The sequence below is a fragment of the Lentibacillus salinarum genome (assembly GCF_042679865.1).
Lineage (GTDB): Bacteria > Bacillota > Bacilli > Bacillales > Amphibacillaceae > Lentibacillus > Lentibacillus salinarum.
Map to the genome: position 1 here is coordinate 271,447 of NZ_JBHTNH010000028.1, position 22,006 is coordinate 293,452.

The window sequence follows — 22,006 nt, forward strand, 5'->3', positions numbered from 1 at the left end:
CCTAACTATAAGGAGAAGTCATGGACAATCATACCATAAAAACTGTATTCAAGGAATACATACATCCATTAGATTCGAAAGTTATCCAAAAAATGATTGATCACGCCGGGATAGACAAATATGTTAAAAAGCTGGATGTATTGACGTTTACCAGGCTTTTCATCTATGCCCAACTAAAAAGGCTGCCTAATTTACGGCGTGTAAGTGAAAACGTTAGTCGTAAAAAAACGGTACAAAGGCAAGTTGGGATTGAAAGTATCAGTAAATCCCAGCTTTCAAGAAAGTTTGGTGATATACCATCTGAGATATTCCAAGTTATCCTGCATCATTTGATTCAAAAGCTGCACCAAACACTTGGCCCCAAAAGGGCTGATAAGGCGCTTGGGAAAATTCATTTAATTGATTCATCAACGCTTTCCATGTGTCTCAGCCAATATGAATGGGCGGATTTTCGGGATACAAAATCCGGGGTAAAAATGCACACATCTGTTGTCTTTTGTGATGGTGAAGCCTACCCAAACGATATGATTATGACGCCCGCCAGACCGGCAGATGAAACACAGTTAGACGCCTTAATTGTACCGGATAAAGATGCACTTCACGTATTTGATCGAGGCTATTTCAACTTTGAAAAGTTTGATTTCTACTGTGCAAAAGGGATTCGATTTGTCACCAGAATTAAAACCAATACGGTTGTTCATGTGATAGAGGAGTTACCTGTTGAATCTTCTTCTCCGATCATCCGGGATGCCGTGGTGAAAATCGGAAAAATGAAACATCCTTTGCGCTTGATAGAAACATTGGATAGTGAAGGGAACAAAATTTCTATTGTGTGCAATGACGCTAAAATTAGTGCCCAGGAAATAAGTGATCTCTATCGAACACGCTGGCAAATTGAATTATTTTTCAAATGGTGCAAGCAGCATTTGGTTTTGAAAAAGCTTTATGGTAAGAGCCAAAACGCCGTATTCAACCAGATTTATATCGCCATGATTGTGTTCTGCTTAACCTTATTAATGAAGCACACCTTGGGATATAAAGGTACTTTACTGGAAATGCGGGACTGGATTTGTGATTGCTGGCACAAACAACTTGAAACACTTGCTTTTGAATTAGTCAAAGAACCAGACCGATCATCCAGCGGCCGTCGAAAACTGCAGCATCATCGTATCTTTGAACAAACCTTATCACAGTACGAATCGGGTGATGTCGATCATTTGAACGATCTAACTTATGATCCTGTCAACTAAATAACTGTAAAAAAATGGATGTAGGACTACCTTTAAAGCCCTATTGTCCTTTTTTCTTCAAAGTAGGTCGTATATATCCGAAAATTCAATCAATTATCACAGACCTTAAATTCAATTATTTGACTGAGCTATTATTTTTTTATGCAACGCTAGTGATCAATTTCCAATAGATGGGTATGGGATAAACTAAAAACTCGTAACAGAATAGGGATTATCAACCGAGTTATAATACCTTCCCCCTTTCCCGATGTTATTCGTCTCGTTTAAGCAAATAACCCGAATAAAGGTGAAAGATACGATTAATGAAGCTAAACGTGTTATTGGTGACTTTAATGATTACCGTTATACCTTAACGGATGATGTAGGTCAGTTAGAGCATTATATTGACACCATTCGGGAAAAAGTGCAAAATCTCAATTATCAGCGGAATTAGCCAAAGTCGTAGAAGGCAGTGGGTATGTTGATTGATCCATAAATAAAGGGTTATTTGTGTTATATCGTCATCAGAATTTACCTTTCTGGTACCATTTTAATTCGTTTACAAATAAGCGATTGTATTTGCTTATGGAAAAACTTATAGAATTGACAGAAAAACATGTGATCATCTGGAATAATTTTAAGGTAATGATTCACAAACTTTCCCGTCATTATCACTGCCATCCAACCGATGTGGATCTTTCTCAGGTCCGCCGGCAGCCTCAAAGAACGCCTGTGCAGCCCGTTGTGTATCAAAATCACTACAATCCCGATCCGTTCCATTCGGGTCATAACCTGATACAGTTGACAAATCTCCGGAATTGGAAGAATCTGATGTGGCGTTATCCTCCGATCCACTTGATTGAGAGGCAAATCCATCTGGTGTGACGTAACCTTTGATACTCCAAATTCCAATCTCATTATTGCGTGCATTCGCTTCTGCCTGCTGAAATGCCTCTTGATGGGTATATGGCGGATCATAAGCATACGCATATCGGGCTAATCCCTTTTTCAACAATTGTTTGTTGAAGTTGTGGCCATCGTGCCAGATATAACCTAACAGTCGATCGTAATTATCCCGTTTTGGCCCGTCAAATTCAATTTTGACGCTTTCGCCGGGGGTTAATGTGTCTTTGGCAAATTCGGAAGCCTCCGGTCCAAATGGCTGTACCGGCTTGGAAGGATGAACTGTCTCGGGCGTGTCTACCAAAAGCAAACGCACATCTTCGGTTGAACCATTGTAATTTACTTCAATTGTATCCCCGTCGACGACTTTGGAGATGGTTGCTTTTTCAGCATCTTCCGGAGCATTATTTTGCTGTGACTTTAGTATATCTGCCTCAGAATCAGATTTTTCCATTATATTTTTCTCTTTTTGGTTTACCTGTTCTTGATTCTGTTTTGTTTCACCAGCTTTCTCTGTCGTTTTTTTATCGTCGGTTTGTTGCGTTTGTTTTTCTTGCTGTATACCATTCGTCGATTGTGAGCTTACGTCGGCGCAGCCCAGCATAACAAAACTAAGCGTCATAATGACTGGTATTATTAGTATTCTTACGGTTCGGATTTTAAACTGTTCCGACAATTCGAGATTACCTCCCAACTACCTGAGATTGTAATATATCTTTATTCTAATCCAATAATTGTCATTTGTTAACCATTCTAGCATTCTTTTAACTCTGAAGATTCTAAGGAAAATTAAGAGGGTTTTGAAATTTGACAGAACAAAGCGTCGTTTTTATAGATAACTTTTTTAATTGCGATAATTCCATATTTATTTTAATATTTATTACAACAAATGTTGTGTCAAAGGGGGTTAAGGAAAATGAGAGTATACAATGTGGATTCAGCATTTGCTCTCTTAAAGAAATATAAAATCACTACTAATAAGGAAAGTGTACGTCGATGGCTGCGGCAAGGAAAAATAAAAGGAATTCCCCCTGTTTCACGGAAAGAAGGCTGGCAAATAATCGAAGCTGACTTAGTGTCATTCGTAAAAGAACGGATTCCGGAATTTAATACAACAAATTTTGTAACAGAAGCAATTAGTGAAGATGATATTAGAGCAAAAATGTGGTGGGAAATAGTTAAAAAAAATATATTTGAGGACTTTCTCGAAATCAAAAAATCGAGAGTGCGTGAATGTGTAAAACATAAAGGGTATTCAAAGGAATTTGAGATATATGTGTGGGAAAATTTAAAGAAAAACAAAAGAGGTTATAAGACCCCGAGAATTCCTTATTTACTGGATGCATTCCTATTTGATACCAAACGTCTTTTAATGGACCAAAGTTATGAAAATATAGAGGATAAGATACTGTTTTCACTTATTGAATATTTACGTGAGAAAAAAGTGAAAAAATAACATGGGTAATCCCCCCCCCATAACCATTTTCAATTGAAGTGGAGTCCCATTGTATCAATTTTGAAATGATATTATAAACATATTATATGTGATATTTTTGCAAGTTGAACTACTTTTATATACCCTACATACGTTTACAATACAATTATTGTTGTGATAAGACAATAGCGGTAAAATACACTAACAAAGTGGGTTACTTATCATATGCATGCAGACCCGCTGCACTTAATTCCACAGCATTTAAGGGAGGATTTTTCCGAAGAATACGGCATCCGCATCGAAGGGAGTCTGTCACCACTCAATGCGATGCGGCTGGAAAGAGAATATGATGGGCGGATTGAAGATGTCATGGTCGAGCGTATCTTTTTGTCCGAGGATAAGCGAACTGGTATTGGCACATTCAGCCCATCCGATCCGAAGTCACAGGATATTGCTGATTTAACCGGCAGTATCGACTTTTCGACAATTGCAGAATACGGCTCGGAGTCAGACCCGCGTGCCTACCGGTTTGACGGGGAGTTGAACAAAGCGAACCGCGGGATGATGGAATTTCAGGAAATGCTCAAGTGTGATGAAAAGTTTCTCTGGCACCTGCTGTCGCTCACCCAGGAGGGCAATTTCAAGGCCGGGCGGTTTGCGTTGATCAGCGCTGACGAACTCATCGTAGCGCATACTAACGAAGCAGAATACCGGTCGTTCATTGCCAACCAGAAAAATGAGGCGCTCCAATCACGGATCATCGTTATGCCGATCCCGTACAATTTGAAAGTGACTGAGGAAGAACACATTTATCAAAAAATGATTAATGAAAGTGATATGGCGCATGTGCATATTGCGCCGCACGCTTTGAGAGTTGCGGCGATTTTCTCGATTTTGACACGGCTGGAAGAATCGAAAAAACAAAGTGTCGATCTCGTGAAAAAAATGCGGCTTTATGATGGCGATAGTGTTGAAGGGTTTAATCAGGTGGATGTGGATGAGTTGAGGAAGGAATACCCGGATGAAGGGATGCGTGGTATTGACCCGCGTTATGTGATCAACCGGATTTCCTCAACCATTATTCGCAAAGAAACACCATCGATTAATGCGCTGGATGTCTTGCGTTCATTGAAGGATGGTCTCGAACAGCACCCGTCCATTTCTGATGAGGATAAGGAACGTTATTTGAATTATATCGCGGTTGCCAGACGCGAATACGATGACATTGCCAAAAAAGAGGTCCAGAAGGCATTCGTCTATTCGTATGAGGAATCGGCCAAGACGCTGATGGATAATTATTTGGACAATGTGGAGGCCTATTGCAACCAGACGAAGCTGCCTGATCCACTCACCGGCGAGGAAATGAATCCGGATGAGAAATTAATGCGCTCGATTGAGGAGCAGATCGGCATCTCGGAAAATGCGAAAAAAGCATTCAGAGAGGAAATCCTCATTCGCATTTCCGCTTATGCGCGTAAAGGGAAGCGCTTCGATTACAACTCGCATGAGCGCTTGCGGGAGGCGATCCAGAAGAAACTATTTGCCGATTTGAAAGACGTTGTCAAAATCACGACGTCTTCGCAAACACCGGATGAGTCCCAGCTGAAGAAAATCAATGACGTCATCGCCCGGTTGATCGACGAGTATGGCTATAACTCCGTGTCCGCCAACGAATTGCTAAGGTATGTCGGCAGCCTCCTCAACCGGTGATGGCTCACGAAACAACAAGACAGCCCAAATCTGTCTTGTTGTTTTTCTATACGAAGCAAATCAACACTGGTTGCATAAGCTGAAGAAACGAGCTTGTAGGTGATAGAAGCAAAAGATGCGACGTCATGGACGGCAAATGAAAGAATTCAAACGGGAGGGGAGAATGTGCAGGAAGAGGATAAAAGTTTCACGGTCTCACAGGAAAATTGGTCCCTCCACCGCAAAGGCTATCAGGATCAAAAGCGGCACATGGATAAGGTGAAAGACGCCATCCGGAACAACTTGCCCGATTTGATCAGTGAAGAAAATATTATTATGTCCAATGGCCAAGATGTCGTTAAAATCCCGATCCGCTCATTGGATGAATACAAAATCCGCTATAACCATGATAAATCGAAACATGTCGGCCAGGGGGACGGTGACAGTGAAGTCGGTGATGTGATCGCCCGTGACCCAAACGGGGATCAGGGAAGCGGTTCCGGTCAAGGAAAAAAAGCAGGCGATCAGCCAGGAAGCGATTACTACGAAGCAGAAGTATCGATGGCGGAACTGGAAGAAGCGCTTTTCAAGGAGCTGGAACTGCCTGACCTAAAGCAAAAAGAAGCAGCTGACATGACGACCGACCATATTGAATTCAATGACGTCCGCAAAAAAGGGCTGATGGGGAACGTTGATAAAAAGCGCACCATTTTAACAGCACTGAAACGAAACGCCATCAAAGGAAAACCGCAAATCGCCCCGATTGACAATGATGATTTGCGTTTCAAAACGTGGAATGATGTTGAGAAACCGGAGTCACGCGCTGTCATTCTGGCCATGATGGACACGAGTGCATCGATGGGAACTTTTGAGAAATATCTGGCCCGCAGTTTCTTTTTCTGGATGCTCCGTTTTTTGCGCACGAAATATGAAAGCGTGGAAATCGCCTTTATTGCGCATCATACTGAGGCAAAAGTGGTGTCAGAAGAAGCGTTTTTTTCCAAGGGGGAAAGTGGCGGTACGATTTGTTCATCCGCCTATCAGAAGGCATTGGACTTGATTGAGGATGAATATAGCCCGGCCCGGTACAACATTTATCCATTCCACTTTTCTGATGGGGAAAACATTACGTCCGATAACCCGAAATGCATCCGGCTGGTGAATGAGATTATGGCTGTTTCTAACATGTTCGGCTATGCTGAGGTGAATATGTATCAGCGTCAGTCAACGCTGATGCGGGCGTATAAAGAACTGGAAGATTCGAAATTCCGGCATCATATTTTAAAAGGTAAAGCGGATGTTTATCACGCGTTAAAGACATTTTTCCAAAGAGAAGCAGCCAGAATCTGAAACCTCCGCACCCGGCGGGGGTTTTTCGTGTCAGAGGTGCGCACATCCCGTCCGCTCGCCTATCGATAGCAAGCTACAGCGAATTCGGATCAAACAACAGCGAATCTTGGCTGATCTACCGCGCGCAAACTCCCTATAAATTCTAACAGTCACACGTGCAAATATAGATCATTCTTTCTGGATTTTGTACACGCCGCGGGAGGTGCTGAGCAAAAACTGCTGCCCGTCAAATTCGTACAACGTATTGTCTTCCAGCGGTATTTCATAAACAGATGACGGGAGCGGCTGGGTATCGCTGGCATCGGTTTCAATTGTGCCTATCCCATTTAAGTGCAGCGCATGCATCGGTTCATAGTCGTCGATCCGGCGTGTGTTGCGCTCATACGAAATAGCCTGGAGTGTCATCAGTGTCTCATCCAAGTCATCCAATTCATGCTTGGAAATTTTAATGGCCTCACCATTCCATTGCTGCAATAAGTCATTGAATTCTTCCACCGTTAAAAATGTTACGTCCATGTTGATCCCTCCTGTCCATAGAATGAGCATTATCATCATGAACATACAGGAAGTGATCGTGGTAATTTTTACAGCTGTCAGGCGAACCAAGGCAGCACGAAAAAAAACTGCCTCAGTCCTGAGACAGCTTTCCAGCTTAAATAACCCCCTGCGCCATCATCGCATCAGCAACTTTCATAAAGCCTGCGATATTGGCACCGGCAACCAGATTGCCAGGTGTGCCATAATCCGAAGAGGCCTGCATACTGTTTTGATAAATAGTTTTCATGATGTCCTGTAGTCTGGCATCGACTTTTTCAAATGACCACATCAGCTTGCCACTGTTTTGAGCCATTTCCAAAGCAGAAACGGCTACCCCGCCGGCATTGGCTGCTTTGCCCGGGGCAAACAGGATATCATTATCCAAAAACGCATTAATCGCTTCATTCGTTGATGGCATGTTAGCCCCCTCACCAACAGCTTTCACGCCGTTAGCAAGCAATGTTTTGGCGGTTTCCTCGTCGATTTCATTCTGAGTCGCACACGGTAAGGCGATATCACATGGAATCGACCAAATTTGACTGCAGTCTTCCAAGTATTGGGCATTTGGATGCTTGTCGAGATAGGCGCTGATCCGTTCGTTACCGGTTTCCTTCAGTTCTTTGACGGTATCCAGATCAATACCGTTTTCATCGTAAATGCAACCGTCTGAATCACTGCATGCCACGACCCTTGCCCCGAATTCCATTGCTTTATCCATCGTATAAATGGACACATTGCCAGAACCGGATACGACGACGGTACTGCCGTTAAAGTCGAGGGCGTTATCTTTTAGCATTTCCTGGACAAAGTAAACAAGTCCATACCCTGTCGCTTCCTTGCGTGCCAGGCTGCCGCCATATTCGAGTCCTTTTCCGGTTAGCACACCGGCTTCAAAGGCACCGCGAAGTTTTTTGTATTGGCCGAACATATAGCCAATTTCCCTGGCACTGACACCAACATCACCGGCTGGTACATCGGTATCCGGTCCAATGTGCTGGTACAGCTCTGTCATGAAACTTTGGCAGAACCGCATGATCTCCATATCTGATTTAGCTTTTGGATCGAAATCCGATCCGCCTTTTCCACCGCCGATTGGCTGCCCAGTCAGGGAGTTTTTGAAAATTTGCTCGAACCCTAAAAATTTCACGATGCTGGCATTAACGGACGGATGGAAGCGTAATCCACCTTTATACGGACCGAGTGCACTATTAAATTGTACACGGTAGCCGCGGTTGACCTGTACCTTTCCCTGATCATCCACCCACGGAATGCGGAACGAAATCACTTTTTCCGGTTCCAGAAGTCGTTCAAGTATACCGGATTCCATGTATTGTGGCTGGTGGGCTAATACTGGGACGAGGGAGTCGACTATTTCTTTAACAGCCTGCAGGAATTCAGTCTCATGAGGATTACGCTTTTCAGTGGCATGATAGACATTCTTCACATATTGGTTCGCTGCTTGTTCGTCTGAACGTAACGTTGTCTCGATTGTATTCATTGGTCATCCCCTTTCGTATAAATTTTAAAATGCTTCGATAAATTTAATGTAATAGTATTATTTTACACGAAATGGATGATAAATACAAGAATACTGAAAATTTTAAAGGGATTGATTATTTGAAAACGCTTTAATCAGCCGCATAATAGGAAAGAAAACCAATTGACAATTTTATGAATTATCGTTAAATATAAACAAACCTTCATTTTTTTGTCGTTTTTTTTCTGAAACTGAAATAACCAACATCAAATCTCGAAGCAAGCTTATATTGGTCAAATTTTTCCCTCTCGTGTCATAAGCTATAAAAAGCACACTTGGAGGGATCATTTGATGGAGACACAAACGCTGAATCGGGCGATTGATGACATTACGGAAATAGCGACCGGCTTCGGACTCGACTTTTACCCGATGCGCTATGAAATATGCCCGGCTGATATCATTTATACATTCGGCGCATACGGCATGCCGACACGATTTTCCCACTGGAGTTTCGGAAAACAGTTCCATAAAATGAAAACACATTATGACCTCGGACTGAGTCAGATTTATGAACTCGTCATCAATTCTAATCCGTGCTACGCCTTCCTGCTGGATACCAATCGTCTGATCCAAAATAAACTGATTGTTGCACATGTCCTGGCACATTGTGACTTTTTTAAAAACAATAGGCGCTTTGCCAATACAAGACGCGATATGGTGGAGAGCATGACAGCAACGGCCGAGCGAATTGAAAGCTATGAGATGATCTACGGGCGTGACGAAGTGGAACGCTTTCTGGATGCGATCCTGTCGATTCAGGAACATATCGATCCGTCGCTCGTCCGGCCTGAACGTGCTCTCGATGCGGCGGACGAGGCAGCGAATGAGCAGGACCAGCCGGCCGTGAAGACGACGCCATATGATGATTTATGGCAGCTGGATGAGCGGAATCGGGCGCAGCAGCTGCAGCTAGTCAAAAAGCAGCCAAAAAAATTCCCGCCACAGCCGGAAAAAGACCTGTTATTGTTTATCGAGGAAAATAGCCGGGAGCTCGCGGATTGGCAGCGCGACATTTTGACGATGATGCGCGAGGAAATGCTCTATTTCTGGCCGCAGTTGGAAACAAAAATCATGAATGAAGGCTGGGCATCCTATTGGCATCAGCGGATATTAAGGGAGATGGATCTGACTGCCGATGAAGCCATTGAATTTGCCTCCCTGAATGCAAGTGTTGTCCAGCCATCGAAGCAGCAGATTAATCCGTATTACCTCGGGCTGAAAATTTATGAAGATATTGAAGCACGCTTCAACAATCCAACAGAAGAAATGCGCGAGCTGGGGGTGGAGCCAGGAACGGGAAGGGAAAAAATCTTTGAAGTACGCGAGATTGAGTCCGACCTGTCATTCATCCGGAATTATTTGACGAAAGATCTGGTGAACCAGGAGGACATGTACCTATTCGAAAAACAGGGCAGCAACTACACGATCACCGATAAGGATTATGAAAATGTTCGTGATCAGCTTGTCTCGATGCGGGTGAACGGCGGCTTTCCGTATATTACGGTGGAGAACGGCGACTACATGCGGAATGGCGAGTTATATTTGCAGCACGGGTTTGAAGGCATTGAGCTTGACCTACATTACCTGGAAAATGTCCTGCCGTATATTTATCAATTATGGGGCCGGAACGTCCATCTGGAAACGGTTGTGGAAGATAAACCGGTATTGTTTTCCTACGATGGGAGCAGGGTGAAGCGGAAGTTGTTATAGGTAGGGGCGTCAAGGTCCTAAGATATTTTGCTTCAAAAAATAAATCGGCAACTGTCCGGATGATTTGGGCAGTTGCCCTAAATGACTCTTGTTATTTGGTAAAGATGATCTGACGATACGATGAATCATCATATAGGGGCAAAGAGGGTCAGCCAGCAAGAAAGAAAATGAAAAACAGTCCAAAATGGCTTAATTCGTCCACTGTCCCGCATCTTTCCCTATTCGCATAGGCTATTACCATCATGTGATAAGGGATGTGATCAAGTGGGACTATTCATCAACCATAACGAACACCCCGGTGTCTTTAAAAACAACGAGACCATCCTCGAACCCCATCAGGGATACTATCATAAAGATAACTTCGCCGACATGATCCACGAGCAAAAAGAAATAAATCAAACACTGTCCAACGCTTTTCGTGAATTAAAAACGCTTTATCATCGGGAACAGCATAATAACGCCAGCAAATGGAAACGTATTGGTGATCAGCTGCAGGCACTGCGGGAGCGCGAACGAGAACAGGCGTCGTTTGAACGAGAGGCGATGGAATGGCTGGCAACGCTTGATCAAAACAACCAACAGCTGCAGCATATTATCGAACATGACGATACGATGAAAAAAGACGTTGCCGAACGGGTTGAGAAGCTGAGTTCTGCCAGTGAGCTAATCGTGAAGCGTCTGGGAGCTTACGAAGCGGCCAATCAGGATATCATCCGGCAGATCAATGCGCTTGCTGACATGAATCAATCAATAACAAATCAGCTTACTGAACGCGATCAATGGCAGGACGACATGATCGCCCGGTTGGAAAATCAGGAAGCCTTAATGGAAAAAGTTCACCGGCAAATCAGCGAATTCCGCGCCATCCTGTTTGAGCGGAGCAGTTATCTCGCCGAAAAAATCGAGGACAGCTACAACCTTACCTCCTCGTATGTTTACAAGCTGGTGAGCGGATCCGATAAGCCAATGACGCTGTACATGGACCAGCGGAAGGCCGGGAGTGACAATCGGCGCGAATAAAACAGTGATATGGCGATACTGGATTGGGTATCGTCATTTTTGTAACGTCAAAAATTAATTTTTACGGATGACCTTATAAGAAAAGCTTAGGTACGCGTTATAAGACGAGGTGAATGCCAAACTTTTTTGATGTTAGTTATGTTGAATTTATTGAATATGTTGAGTTTTAATAGTGAACAATAATGAGAAAGGAGGTCATTCAAATGACAACCACTGTGAACCGTGAACAAGAAACGCTATGGGATACCGTTAAGTATTTCACGCAGCTGGAGGATGCAAATAAAGCTGAAACACTCTTAAGAACAACACTTGAAAAATCAATGAGGCTCATGAACATTTACACGCCGATTATTTCAGATTTGCGTTTTTCTATTCCGGATGAAAAGCATTTGGATCAATTAAGACACCTTGATATGGCTATACGAAAGAAAATTTCAACATCGAGTTACGAACAGACATTCGAAGAACTACTGGATTATATTCAAATGATCAGCGAAATGACCGAAGACGCTCAAGACACAAATAAGAAAATGGTAGCGTCTATTCTAGCAAAAAAGACAAAACAAAAGGTGCGCCTTAGAAAAACTGTTCATTCACCATTGGATAAAATAAGCCCAGCAGAAGTAAAAAAAGAAAGTAATCATCCATATTATACAACCAGTGAAGCTGCTCACAAGTTGGGTCTCAGCGACCAAACCGTACGGAGAATGTGTGAAAGTGGTAAGTTCAACGGCGCTTATCGATCAGAAGGTGGCCATTGGCGAATTCCGGAAGATAACTTTATTACAACGAAAGAGCAGGATCAAAAGGTTGATAAGCTTTTCAAACAGCTCGATAGAAAAAATAGAGAAGCGGGGGGCGTCAATGAGTTTGACCTTTAATGAAAAAAGTCCCCATCTGCTTGATAATGGTTTACCCTAAATTAAACATCTTCAACATCCTTCTCTACGTTCAATATTACTATTTTTTATAAGGCTTTATGGTGATGTTTTGGTTTGAACAGAATTCAAACGCTTTTTAGCCGAAATCGTTTCACCGGTAACCGGTTTGTGATTTACTGCCTTGGCGAGTCCATAAACGGGCATGTTCCCATAAATCGCTTCATAATGCCCTTTTGGCAAGACGTAGGTTTCATGGTAGATCCCGACCGCATCGGTATCGCCGATTTTTCGGTTGAAGTTTTTCCACGCGCTCAGGTGCTTCTGTCCCTTTGAATAGGCAAGCAAATCTTCCTGGGATCGCCAGTAGGAAATCATAACGGTTGTGCGAAGTCCGAAAAAGTTTTCCATCGAAAGAAAACCAAGCTCCTCTTTATTTTCGTATAACTCCCTGATCATCCCCGGCATCGCGGTAAACACCGGCAGCCATTGTCTTATGGCAAGTCGTTTGTTGATGCGCATGCCAATGATAAACACAACAAGATCCTGGTCGTTTTCGGTCGTATACCGGCCTTCATAAATGGATTTTCCCATCATATTTCCTCCCAGTCGTTTAGTTTTTGAATTGTATCGCTGCACCAATCAACTGCAGCTGCTGTCACCCGTTTTCCATAGTCCAGTGTAAAAAGCCAATACGGTGCGTCCTTCTCCTCGTGCAATTGAGAGACAATCATCTGTTCAATCGTTTCGTACGTATGATAATGCGCTTGAAGTTTTTGTTTATATGCTTCCAGATGGGCAATGGTATGATCATGAGGTTGATGGCGGCTAAAAAACAGTTTTAGCAGCACATTGTTTTTTTCCACGGGTATAGCATCGATCGGGCTTTGAAGCCATTCGCGCAGTTCTGCTTCGCCTTTCGATGTAATAAAATATTCCTTCTTATGTGGCTTCCCTTCCTGTGACGTCTCCTCAACCGTAGCTAAATCATCTTGCACCAGCTGCTTTAACGTCGGATAAATCTGGCCATAGCTGATTTTCCAAAAATGGTTCAGGCTCTGGTCAATCATTTGTTTGATCGCGTAACCTGAATGGCAACCGATTGTGAGCAGTCCGAGTATGGCGTATGTTGTATGGTTATATCCCTTCATTGGCTTTCACCCTATCAATATGATATATATCAATTGGATATAGTATACATGAAGCGATTAAAATTGTAAATAAGATTTTGATAATACGTGCCAGATAAAGTGAAGCTGTTTTTGTACCGGATTTTTGGTAAACTGACAAAAAATGCAATGAAAAAGGATGTTCAACTCGTGAAAATATCGATCATCGCCGTCGGAAAATTAAAGGAAAAATACTTCAAACAAGGGATCGACGAATACTTGAAGCGGCTCGGCCCCTATGCGAAGGTCCAGATCGTGGAAGTGGCTGACGAAAGAGCGCCGGAAAACATGAGTGACGCCGACATGCAGGCGGTGAAGCGAAAAGAAGGCGAGCGTATTTTATCGCATATCAGCCAAGATACGTATGTCATCACACTGGAGATTGACGGAAAAATGCTCAGCTCCGAACAATTCGCCGCACGGCTGGACGAGCTCGCCATCCATGGCAAAAGCAAAATCGCCTTTGTCATTGGCGGGTCCGTCGGGATAAGCGAAGCGGTGCAAAAGCGCAGCGATTTGGCACTGTCGTTTTCTAAGCTGACATTTCCTCATCAGATGATGCGGATGATACTGCTGGAACAGGTTTACCGGGCTTTCAGGATTATGAGGGGGGAACCGTACCATAAATAGTCTAAACGGTAACGCCCGAGCGGCAGTCGTCAGCGTCTGTTCCGTCGAATAGAGCTGATCTAAACGCCGAAGCGGCTCGCGGAATCGTCCGCACCGTCGAATAGAGCGCCTCTAAACGCCCGAACGGCCCCCGAAATCGTCTGTTCCGTCGAATAGAGCGCCTCTAAACGCCGAAACGGCTCGTGAAATTGTCCGCACCGTCGAATAGAGCGCCTCTAAACGCCCGAACGGCTCGTGAAATTGCCCGCACCGTCGAATAGAGCGCTTCTAAACGCCGAAACGGCTCGCGAAATCGTCCCGCACCGTCGAATAGAGCGCCTCTAAACGCCGAAGCGGATCGCGGAATCGTCCACAACGTCGGATAGAGCGCCTCTAAACGCCGAAACGGCTCGTGAAATTGTCCGCACCGTCGAATAGAGCGCTTCTAAACGCCCGAACGGCTCCCAGCACCTCCCAGAGCGTCCGATAATAGCGACCCCGCATCCTCAATTCGTCGGTAAAATCGGTGCCCACCCCATGCCGTTCCCAAAACCACGGCCCTATGCCTCCGGTTATTCATAATAAGCCCACCGCTTTGAGCCAATTTTCGTGTAGTGATCCTCTAATATTTTCCTAATCCGCTTATTGGAATCCACGACTCGGCACCATTCCCGAATAACAGCTGTTGTCATGCTTTTTTCCGGAAATAACAGCTTGAATTCCTCGACACCCCGCACGACAGCTTCGGCAAGCGCTTCCTTGTGCTCGCATTCCTTGCAAACGAGTTTTCTCCCTTCAACGCTGGTGGAGAAGGAACCGCAGGCTGCGCACGTTATGCCTTTTCGCAAATCATCATAGTGATAAGACTGCAGCTGCTGATAAGGCGATTCCTTGATGTGAAGCGAGATCAATTTATCTGCTAATCGCTTGTGCTTTTCATTAAGTTTGGAAGATGTTGCATTTAATTGACGCAAGTAGTTTTTTATCTGGGTTGGGAAAATAATTGGCTTTCTGAGAGGTGCCTGGTATAACGTAAATTCTGGGTTGATAAAGACAACGGAGGATTCAATTGGAAGATGAATGGCATGCTTGGAGAGTAACTGCCGGAGCAATGATTCACTTCTTCCTAACTGGTGCAGCGGGTTGATGATTTCATAGTGAGGCAGCTTGAAAAATTTATCCGCCTCGTAAGAATAATCCCCTTCATAATTTTTCACTTCAAACAAGTAAATCGTCTTGGATGTGATGAGCAGCGAATCAATTTGAAAGAGGGTGTTATTGGCGCTTAGCAGCAGGTCATTTAGTACGAGGCAGTCGCATTGTAGCTTTTCGGTCAAGGTATCAAAGAGGACCTCCCCTTCAAAGCCTCTGCTCAGATTTAAAAAATGTTGCTTGCCCTTTTCACATAAAGCCATTCGCGTGTTCAGGGAGCTTAATATTTGCAATTCAGCCGTTTTCGTACGCGATTTATAAGGCATGTCCCACATCCTTTCTTAGTTTCTTACGATTATACTAAATACAGGGGGATTTTCCCAGCATGGATATCGGTATCGCGCACGCAAAATAAATAAATATTTTAATCTGTTGATAAGAGTGGTAAACTATTATAAGAGTATATTGAATCGTAAGACATGTTGCTTTTGACGCATTAGCACATGCGCAGGAGCGGCTTACATCCTTTCAGCAAAACATACGATATAAGGAAGGTAAATTATGCGTAGCAGACATACCACAACAGACGTTATCCTGATTGGCGCAGGAGTCATGAGTGCAACATTGGGATCACTATTAAAAGAATTGGCACCAGATTGGAACATTACCGTTTTTGAGAAACTCGAAAACCCGGGAGAAGAGAGCTCCAACGTATGGAATAATGCCGGGACGGGGCATTCTGCACTGTGCGAGCTTAATTACACGCCTGAACAACCGGACGGATCGATTGATACCAGCAAAGCGCTGAATATTAATGAAAAGTTTCAGGTATCAAAGCAGCTTTGGTCCTATCTTGTGAACAGTAAACTGATTGAGAACCCGCAGGACTTTATCATGCCATTGCCCCATATGAGTTTAGTCCACGGGGAAAATAATGTCCGGTTTTTGAAAAAGCGGTTTGAAGCGCTGACAGAAAACCCGTTGTTCCAGGGGATGGAATTTTCTGATGATCCGGAAACACTAAAGGAATGGATGCCGCTGATCATGGATGAGCGGACAGTCGATCAGCCAATGGCAGCGACAAAAGTTGATTCCGGAACAGATGTCAATTTTGGGGCGCTCACACGTAAATTGCTGGCGCATTTGGCGAACCAAAATGTGACGATCAACTATAATCATACGGTGGATGATATCCAGCGGACTGAGGATGGCTCATGGGAAGTAAAGGTGCGGAATTTCGAACGAAGCACGCTTCAAACCCATACGTCCAATTTTGTCTTTATCGGTGCCGGCGGAGGAGCACTGCCATTACTGCAAAAAACCGGTATTCCGGAAAGCAAACATGTCGGTGGCTTTCCGGTAAGTGGACTCTTCCTTGTTTGTGACAATCCGGAAGTCGTGGAGAAGCACCACGCCAAAGTTTACGGCAAAGCCCCGGTCGGCGCGCCGCCCATGTCAGTGCCGCATCTGGATACTCGCTATATTGACGGCCGAAAAACATTGCTGTTCGGACCGTTTGCCGGCTTCTCGCCAAAATTCCTGAAGACCGGTTCCAACTTGGATTTACTGGGCTCGGTCAAACCGAATAATGTCTTCACCATGTTAGCAGCGGGTGCCAAGAACGTGCCATTAACTAAGTACCTAATGGAGCAGTTGATGCTGTCGAAAGAACAATATATCGAGGAACTGCGTGAATTTGTTCCGGATGCCAACAGCGAGGATTGGGATGTGGTAACAGCGGGCCAGCGTGTCCAGGTTATTAAAGATACGGACGCGAGCGGCAGAGGCACCCTTCAATTCGGAACGGAAGTGGTCAATGCCACCGATGGATCAATCGCCGCACTACTCGGTGCTTCACCGGGCGCTTCCACGGCAGTTTCCATCATGCTGGAGGTCATCGAGAAATGCTTCCCGCAGTATGTAGACGAATGGACGCCAAAGATCAAAGAAATGATCCCGTCGTATGGCGTGTCACTGAAGGACCACCCGGAACTGGCCCGTGACATTCATTCGACAACAGCAAAGGCACTTGGGCTGGTGGATGAAAACCAGGCAAATCCGGTATAATTGAACGACCTCTTAAAGGAAGCATCGTTTGCCGCTTTAGCAAATGCATGCTTCTTTTTGTTTTTTACATATGTCTGATACGGAGTCCTGAAGACGGGGGTAATACAGTTGCCGGAGAATGGGAATAGGCCGCCGGATAGACTTGCAAAGCGGCCGGTTTATAAATAAAATCAGCTGAATATGGCAAAAACTGGCCGGATGACACCCCGTGGCAAAAGGGAAGGCTGGTGCGACACATTTTGCCAGTGTTTCTATATGGGGTACGATGATTGTGGGATAATTGTCATGCCCCCTACCATTCTACTCAAAATTTTTGTACGCTAAAGGTGTCATCTCTAATAAAAGGAGCAATACATCATGAATCCTGCACAGTTATACCAGCAAAAACATCGCACAAAAGAAGGCTCCACCGCGTTTATTCAACCGAAATCCGATATCATCACGCCGATTTTGGCCGGGGAACCGAATGCCTTGAGAAAACAGCTGGAAACGTACGATGGGCTCCAGGGTAATCGTCTGTTTCAAATGTTCACCACCCGTGACGTACTGGACGTGGATCCGGACAAGCTGAAAATCATCAGCATGTTTATGGGAGTAGCGGAACGAAAGGCATTTAAGGAAGGCAAAATCGATCTGTTGCCAAACCATTTTTCTGACGTACCGAAGCTCCTGCGGCAAATTGCCCGGAAGCCAGTGCTCATGGCCGTCGCCTCGCCAATGGATGAGAATGGCTATTTTTCACTCGGGACGAATGCCGATCATATAACAGCGATGCTGCCACATGCCGACACGGTATTGCTGGAAGTGAATGAATACATGCCGCGCACATACGGGGAGAACCAGATTCATATTTCTGAGGTCAGCGCGTTGATTGAGCATCATCAGCCGATTCCGGAAGCACCCGCCGCACCGCAATCGGAAAAGGACAAGCTGATCGGTGACCATGTCGCGGGGCTCATTGACAACGGGGATACACTCCAGATCGGCTTTGGGTCGATTCCGAATGCGATAATCGACAATCTGAAGCACTACCGGAATCTGAGCATTCATACGGAAATGATCCCGGAAAAAATCATAGCGCTGTACGAGAGCGGCGCTGTGACGAACGAAAACAACCCGTTTAAACCCGGCAAAATGACCGCGACCTTCGCTTATGGTACTCGGAAACTTTATGATTTTATGCATGAAAACGACGCGATTTATATGCTACCGGTGAACAAAACGAACGATGTCGGCCGCTTGCAGGCAGCGAACAATCTGGTGACGATCAACGCCGGTGTAGAGGTCGATTTCCTCGGCCAAGTCAACTCGGAAATGGTCGGTGGCACGTACTGGTCATCGACAGGCGGACAAGCGGATTTTCAATTGGCTTCCCACCTGTCAGATGGTGGCAGGGGCGTGATTTGCCTGCACTCAACGGCTAAGGGTGATTCGATTTCCAAAATTGTACCGACACTGCAGCCAGGCACGCCTGTCACCACATCCAAAAATGATGTGGATTATATCGTCACCGAGTATGGCATTGCACGACTCCGCGGGAAGACCATCCGGGAGCGAACGAAAGCATTGATTGACATCGCTCATCCAGGATTCAGGGATGAGCTGACATTTGCGGCGAAGAGGATGGGGTATTTATAGATGACATTTAATTTTCTGATGCTTGAACTACGAAAGATGAACTGGCGGGAATATCTTCAATCCAACAATCCGGCTGCGGCGGCTCTATTATATACAGCAGAAGAAAGAATACAGGTTCGAGGCGTTAAATATGACTGAAAAGGTGAAATACGTTACTAGCGTATAAGTATGAATGGTATCATAGACATATCAAGTCTAGTAAAAGGGGAAACTGGATGATTTTCACGAAAAAAAGAACCGCAATAGCTGGCGTTGCACTCCTTCTCTTATTAGCAGCAGCCGCGTTGATTTATTACTATTTTTATTACGAGGAAGACTTAAACAAACCCCTGCCAATGACCGTCACGGTTGATACGGATGATCAGGAACCGGAAGACATCGCCTATCGCTTCTGGTTTGATTATATGAATCAGTACAAGGGGGACGATGTGAGCTCGTGGAAACGACTGACTGACGTACGCTACAACGATTTTCAATTACTGGCAGGAGACGAAAGGGAATTTGCTGTTGAGGTAACATTCTGGGCACAATTGGAAAAGGGAAATTGGTCCACCCATCACAGCTGGGGGGACGTACAAGATGACGGAACGGTAAAAAATATCCAATGGACGTTCCGGATTAAAAAGACAGGCGAAAACGACTATACGCTACTCAGGATTGATGATATATCCAATGCCATCGGTGACTTGTCTCCGGTTGAAGATACCTATCAAAAAGAAGCGGGAATCGATGTGCCTAATGAGGACAATCGCTACCGGATAGGGAACGACACACTCGAAGTCACCTATGATAACGGCGACAATTGGACGGAGGTACCGGTAGACATCAATGAGTTCTTTGAAGGCGATTATAACGGGCCAAAAAATGAATTGATTGAAGACAGCTACATGATTACGCCGGAAAGGACAGCTTTCGTGGTTGGCGGCCATCAAGGTGTAAGCGTGCTTCAATCAACGGATCAGGGCGAAACATGGGAGACATCATCAGTTTCCAGTCCATTCCAGGCGGTACGGATGCGCCTTCTTGATTTTGTTTCCGAGAACAACGGCTTTTTGATTCTAACCGGGGGTCGAACGATGAGTTGGGAAGGCAATATGATTTTTAAAACCAACGATGGCGGCACAACGTGGGAAGAAGTCGGGAGCGTACCGTCAGAACGGCAGGTAACGAGCGGCGGATTTATCGATGAAGAGGTTGGATTCGTGTCGTTCGGGTCGATTACCAGAAATGATCATCCGGCAGTGCCTGACTTGTACAGAACAGCAGACGGTGGCAACACATGGAACCGCGTTGACGTACCCATTCCGGCTGAGTATGAGGGCATTTTCACCGTTACGGAAATTCCAACATTTGACGGATCTCAGGGTACAATGCTTGTAAACCAAGGCCCAAATGGCGATTACCAAGGTGGGAATGTGAAGGCGAGATTTGTAACCGTAGATGATGGCGAAACATGGTCATTTGCCAATTTGGTTGATCCGGATGATGTGATTGAAAGGTGAGTAGTGAGTTGCTTTGAGGGAAAGCTCGTACTAACCCCTTGTTGTTATTTTCACTGGCATTACACTGTTATTTCGCTTACCATGGAAACAACTTACGATAAAACTTGCTTATACAAAGGAGACGATCCCATGACTCGTGTGAATAAACAAATCATCCTGGCTAAACGGCCACAGGGCATGCCGGATAACAATACGTTCCAATTTGTGAAAAAAGATGTTGCGGACGTTAAGGATGGCCAGATTCTTATCAAAACGCTGTATGTGTCCGTCGATCCGTATATGCGCGGCCGAATGGAGAATGTGGAATCCTACGTTGAACCGTTTAAACTCAATGAGGTAATCGATGGCGGTTCCATTGGCGAGGTCATCGAATCCAAATCAGACCGGTTCAAAGAAGGCGATGTCGTGACGGGTATGTTCGGCTGGCAGGAATACTATGTCGCCGGCGAAAATGAAGTCCGCCCAATCGATCCGTCAATCGCGCCGATCACCACTCATCTCGGCATACTGGGCATGACCGGCTTGACTGCCTATTTTGGCCTGCTTGATATCGGCAAACCAAAAGAAGGCGAGACCATCGTCATTTCAGGTGCTGCTGGCTCGGTCGGCTCCACTGTCGGACAAATCGCTAAAATCAAAGGCACACGCGTCGTCGGCATCGCCGGTTCCGATGAAAAAATCAGTTACTTGAAAGACGAACTGAACTTTGATGAAGGCATCAATTACCGGACAACGGATGATATAAAAAGCGACTTGCAGCGCGCCTGTCCTGACGGTATTGATGTGTACTTCGATAACGTCGGCGGGGAGATATCAGATGCTGTCATGACGCAATTGAATCGCTACGCACGCATACCAATATGCGGTGCTATATCCACTTACAACATGGAAGAAACAGACATCGGCCCGCGCGTGCAGCAGACCCTCATTAAGAAAAGCGCCCTAATGCAAGGTTTCACGGTCGGCAATTACTCCGATCGCTTCAAAGAAGGCGCCCAGCAGCTAGGCCAATGGCTGCAGGAAGGTAAACTGACCTACCGCGAAACCATCCGTGAAGGCTTTGACAATATCCCTGATGCCTTCCTGGATCTGTTTAGAGGGAAGAACATTGGGAAGCTGTTGGTGAAGGTGGCTAACAGGCAATACGGATAAGGTGGAGAAAGGAGATTGAGTTGATGCTCAGTCTCCTTTTATAAAACCTTTAAAACATTCAACCCAATTGAAAAAGTGTGAAAGCAAGTCAATAAATCCTATGGTACAATATGTCTGATCATACGATTTTAAATAAGGTTTCTGGAAATGATATACAAATGGTTATTGGAAATATGAGTACTGTGAAGGAGCTTACACATACTATGATGGATGTTCCTTGTAAATGTGGCGGATATGCGAAGCACCAAATTGGTGATGTCGAACATGTTATTGGATCAAAAAAGATAATTATAAAAAATGTTCCTCATTACTACTGTGAATTTTGTGGAACTGCTTCATATGGTACTGATGTGAATGTTTCCGACCTTTTAAAAGAAGCTTACTCTAAAAACTTGAACGAAATTTCTTATCAATAAATATTATTTATGA

19 protein-coding genes and 1 pseudogene are annotated in these 22,006 nt (G+C 44.7%); 14 read left to right on the forward strand and 6 right to left on the reverse strand.

Annotated features, from left to right (window positions below; genetic code table 11):
- Window positions 1–20 precede the first annotated feature (20 nt).
- Window positions 21–1,250, forward strand: a complete 1,230-nt coding sequence (locus tag ACFQ4A_RS14230) for an IS4 family transposase (RefSeq protein WP_382401768.1) — start codon at window positions 21–23, stop codon at window positions 1,248–1,250.
- A 616-nt stretch (window positions 1,251–1,866) separates the two neighbouring features.
- On the opposite strand, the gene ACFQ4A_RS14235 is transcribed toward ACFQ4A_RS14230, so the two are convergent.
- Window positions 1,867–2,808 (reverse strand): thermonuclease family protein, encoded by a 942-nt coding sequence (locus tag ACFQ4A_RS14235; RefSeq protein ID WP_382401770.1) that lies wholly within the window; start codon window positions 2,806–2,808, stop codon window positions 1,867–1,869.
- A 240-nt stretch (window positions 2,809–3,048) separates the two neighbouring features.
- Here ACFQ4A_RS14235 and ACFQ4A_RS14240 point away from each other — a divergent pair, with 240 nt between their 5' ends.
- The 3 genes and pseudogenes from ACFQ4A_RS14240 to yhbH all read left to right on the forward strand — a co-directional run bounded on the left by ACFQ4A_RS14240 (window position 3,049) and on the right by yhbH (window position 6,606).
- Window positions 3,049–3,588, forward strand: coding sequence for a hypothetical protein (locus ACFQ4A_RS14240; protein WP_382401772.1), 540 nt, complete (start codon window positions 3,049–3,051; stop codon window positions 3,586–3,588).
- Window positions 3,589–3,792: 204 nt separating this feature from the next.
- Window positions 3,793–5,277, forward strand: a pseudogene (locus tag ACFQ4A_RS14245) (PrkA family serine protein kinase); the annotation flags it as partial.
- 165 nt (window positions 5,278–5,442) lie between these two features.
- The gene (gene yhbH, locus ACFQ4A_RS14250; protein WP_382401911.1) at window positions 5,443–6,606 is read left to right on the forward strand and encodes a sporulation protein YhbH; all 1,164 of its coding nucleotides are present in this window, start codon (window positions 5,443–5,445) and stop codon (window positions 6,604–6,606) included.
- Window positions 6,607–6,774: 168 nt separating this feature from the next.
- On the opposite strand, the gene ACFQ4A_RS14255 is transcribed toward yhbH, so the two are convergent.
- Together ACFQ4A_RS14255 and gdhA are read right to left on the reverse strand one after the other, a co-directional pair.
- Window positions 6,775–7,122 carry a hypothetical protein gene (locus tag ACFQ4A_RS14255; RefSeq protein WP_382401774.1) on the reverse strand — a complete coding sequence of 116 codons (348 nt, stop codon included), beginning with the start codon at window positions 7,120–7,122 and terminating at the stop codon, window positions 6,775–6,777.
- Between the two features lie 136 nt (window positions 7,123–7,258).
- Window positions 7,259–8,641 carry an NADP-specific glutamate dehydrogenase gene (gene gdhA / locus ACFQ4A_RS14260; RefSeq protein WP_382401776.1) on the reverse strand — a complete coding sequence of 461 codons (1,383 nt, stop codon included), beginning with the start codon at window positions 8,639–8,641 and terminating at the stop codon, window positions 7,259–7,261.
- A gap of 330 nt (window positions 8,642–8,971) precedes the next feature.
- On the opposite strand from gdhA, the gene ACFQ4A_RS14265 reads away from it, so the two are divergent.
- The 3 genes from ACFQ4A_RS14265 (at window position 8,972) to ACFQ4A_RS14275 (ending at window position 12,291) form a co-directional block, all read left to right on the forward strand.
- Window positions 8,972–10,390 (forward strand): SpoVR family protein, encoded by a 1,419-nt coding sequence (locus ACFQ4A_RS14265; RefSeq protein WP_382401778.1) that lies wholly within the window; start codon window positions 8,972–8,974, stop codon window positions 10,388–10,390.
- 264 nt (window positions 10,391–10,654) lie between these two features.
- Window positions 10,655–11,410 carry a hypothetical protein gene (locus ACFQ4A_RS14270; protein WP_382401780.1) on the forward strand — a complete coding sequence of 252 codons (756 nt, stop codon included), beginning with the start codon at window positions 10,655–10,657 and terminating at the stop codon, window positions 11,408–11,410.
- Window positions 11,411–11,613: 203 nt separating this feature from the next.
- Window positions 11,614–12,291, forward strand: a complete 678-nt coding sequence (locus ACFQ4A_RS14275; RefSeq protein ID WP_382401782.1) for a helix-turn-helix domain-containing protein — start codon at window positions 11,614–11,616, stop codon at window positions 12,289–12,291.
- A 96-nt stretch (window positions 12,292–12,387) separates the two neighbouring features.
- On the opposite strand, the gene ACFQ4A_RS14280 is transcribed toward ACFQ4A_RS14275, so the two are convergent.
- Both ACFQ4A_RS14280 and ACFQ4A_RS14285 read right to left on the reverse strand, forming a co-directional pair.
- Window positions 12,388–12,882, reverse strand: coding sequence for a DUF4188 domain-containing protein (locus ACFQ4A_RS14280; protein WP_382401784.1), 495 nt, complete (start codon window positions 12,880–12,882; stop codon window positions 12,388–12,390).
- Window positions 12,882–13,439 carry a PadR family transcriptional regulator gene (locus tag ACFQ4A_RS14285; RefSeq protein ID WP_382401786.1) on the reverse strand — a complete coding sequence of 186 codons (558 nt, stop codon included), beginning with the start codon at window positions 13,437–13,439 and terminating at the stop codon, window positions 12,882–12,884. Before ACFQ4A_RS14285 ends, ACFQ4A_RS14280 begins: the two co-directional genes overlap by 1 nt.
- 168 nt (window positions 13,440–13,607) lie before the next feature.
- Between ACFQ4A_RS14285 and rlmH the strand changes: the two genes are divergently transcribed.
- Window positions 13,608–14,087: a 23S rRNA (pseudouridine(1915)-N(3))-methyltransferase RlmH gene (gene rlmH / locus ACFQ4A_RS14290; protein WP_382401788.1), complete on the forward strand. Its 480-nt coding sequence runs from the start codon at window positions 13,608–13,610 to the stop codon at window positions 14,085–14,087.
- A gap of 551 nt (window positions 14,088–14,638) precedes the next feature.
- On the opposite strand, the gene ACFQ4A_RS14295 is transcribed toward rlmH, so the two are convergent.
- Window positions 14,639–15,544 (reverse strand): nuclease-related domain-containing protein, encoded by a 906-nt coding sequence (locus ACFQ4A_RS14295; RefSeq protein ID WP_382401790.1) that lies wholly within the window; start codon window positions 15,542–15,544, stop codon window positions 14,639–14,641.
- 235 nt (window positions 15,545–15,779) lie between these two features.
- Between ACFQ4A_RS14295 and ACFQ4A_RS14300 the strand changes: the two genes are divergently transcribed.
- From ACFQ4A_RS14300 to ACFQ4A_RS14325, 6 genes are all read left to right on the forward strand, one after another.
- Window positions 15,780–17,285, forward strand: a complete 1,506-nt coding sequence (locus ACFQ4A_RS14300; protein ID WP_382401792.1) for a malate:quinone oxidoreductase — start codon at window positions 15,780–15,782, stop codon at window positions 17,283–17,285.
- Between the two features lie 357 nt (window positions 17,286–17,642).
- Entirely contained in the window at window positions 17,643–18,923 is a 1,281-nt protein-coding gene (locus ACFQ4A_RS14305; protein WP_382401795.1) for an acetyl-CoA hydrolase/transferase family protein, read from the forward strand.
- Complete coding sequence (locus ACFQ4A_RS14310) at window positions 18,924–19,061, forward strand: hypothetical protein (protein WP_382401797.1); 138 nt, start codon at window positions 18,924–18,926, stop codon at window positions 19,059–19,061.
- Between the two features lie 77 nt (window positions 19,062–19,138).
- Window positions 19,139–20,425 (forward strand): WD40/YVTN/BNR-like repeat-containing protein, encoded by a 1,287-nt coding sequence (locus ACFQ4A_RS14315; protein ID WP_382401799.1) that lies wholly within the window; start codon window positions 19,139–19,141, stop codon window positions 20,423–20,425.
- A 129-nt stretch (window positions 20,426–20,554) separates the two neighbouring features.
- Window positions 20,555–21,577, forward strand: a complete 1,023-nt coding sequence (locus ACFQ4A_RS14320; RefSeq protein WP_382401801.1) for an NADP-dependent oxidoreductase — start codon at window positions 20,555–20,557, stop codon at window positions 21,575–21,577.
- 203 nt (window positions 21,578–21,780) lie between these two features.
- Entirely contained in the window at window positions 21,781–21,993 is a 213-nt protein-coding gene (locus tag ACFQ4A_RS14325) for a YgiT-type zinc finger protein (protein ID WP_382401803.1), read from the forward strand.
- Window positions 21,994–22,006: the final 13 nt, after the last annotated feature.

Coding starts and splice junctions, on each gene's coding strand:
- ACFQ4A_RS14285 (WP_382401786.1), bottom strand. CDS start 13,439: ATGAAGGGATATAACCATACAACATACGCCATACTCGGACTGCTCACA.
- ACFQ4A_RS14300 (WP_382401792.1), top strand. CDS start 15,780: ATGCGTAGCAGACATACCACAACAGACGTTATCCTGATTGGCGCAGGA.
- ACFQ4A_RS14275 (WP_382401782.1), top strand. CDS start 11,614: ATGACAACCACTGTGAACCGTGAACAAGAAACGCTATGGGATACCGTT.
- ACFQ4A_RS14295 (WP_382401790.1), bottom strand. CDS start 15,544: ATGCCTTATAAATCGCGTACGAAAACGGCTGAATTGCAAATATTAAGC.
- ACFQ4A_RS14240 (WP_382401772.1), top strand. CDS start 3,049: ATGAGAGTATACAATGTGGATTCAGCATTTGCTCTCTTAAAGAAATAT.
- ACFQ4A_RS14230 (WP_382401768.1), top strand. CDS start 21: ATGGACAATCATACCATAAAAACTGTATTCAAGGAATACATACATCCA.
- ACFQ4A_RS14255 (WP_382401774.1), bottom strand. CDS start 7,122: ATGGACGTAACATTTTTAACGGTGGAAGAATTCAATGACTTATTGCAG.
- ACFQ4A_RS14310 (WP_382401797.1), top strand. CDS start 18,924: ATGACATTTAATTTTCTGATGCTTGAACTACGAAAGATGAACTGGCGG.
- ACFQ4A_RS14325 (WP_382401803.1), top strand. CDS start 21,781: ATGATGGATGTTCCTTGTAAATGTGGCGGATATGCGAAGCACCAAATT.
- ACFQ4A_RS14305 (WP_382401795.1), top strand. CDS start 17,643: ATGAATCCTGCACAGTTATACCAGCAAAAACATCGCACAAAAGAAGGC.
- ACFQ4A_RS14265 (WP_382401778.1), top strand. CDS start 8,972: ATGGAGACACAAACGCTGAATCGGGCGATTGATGACATTACGGAAATA.
- gdhA (WP_382401776.1), bottom strand. CDS start 8,641: ATGAATACAATCGAGACAACGTTACGTTCAGACGAACAAGCAGCGAAC.
- ACFQ4A_RS14280 (WP_382401784.1), bottom strand. CDS start 12,882: ATGGGAAAATCCATTTATGAAGGCCGGTATACGACCGAAAACGACCAG.
- ACFQ4A_RS14315 (WP_382401799.1), top strand. CDS start 19,139: ATGATTTTCACGAAAAAAAGAACCGCAATAGCTGGCGTTGCACTCCTT.
- ACFQ4A_RS14320 (WP_382401801.1), top strand. CDS start 20,555: ATGACTCGTGTGAATAAACAAATCATCCTGGCTAAACGGCCACAGGGC.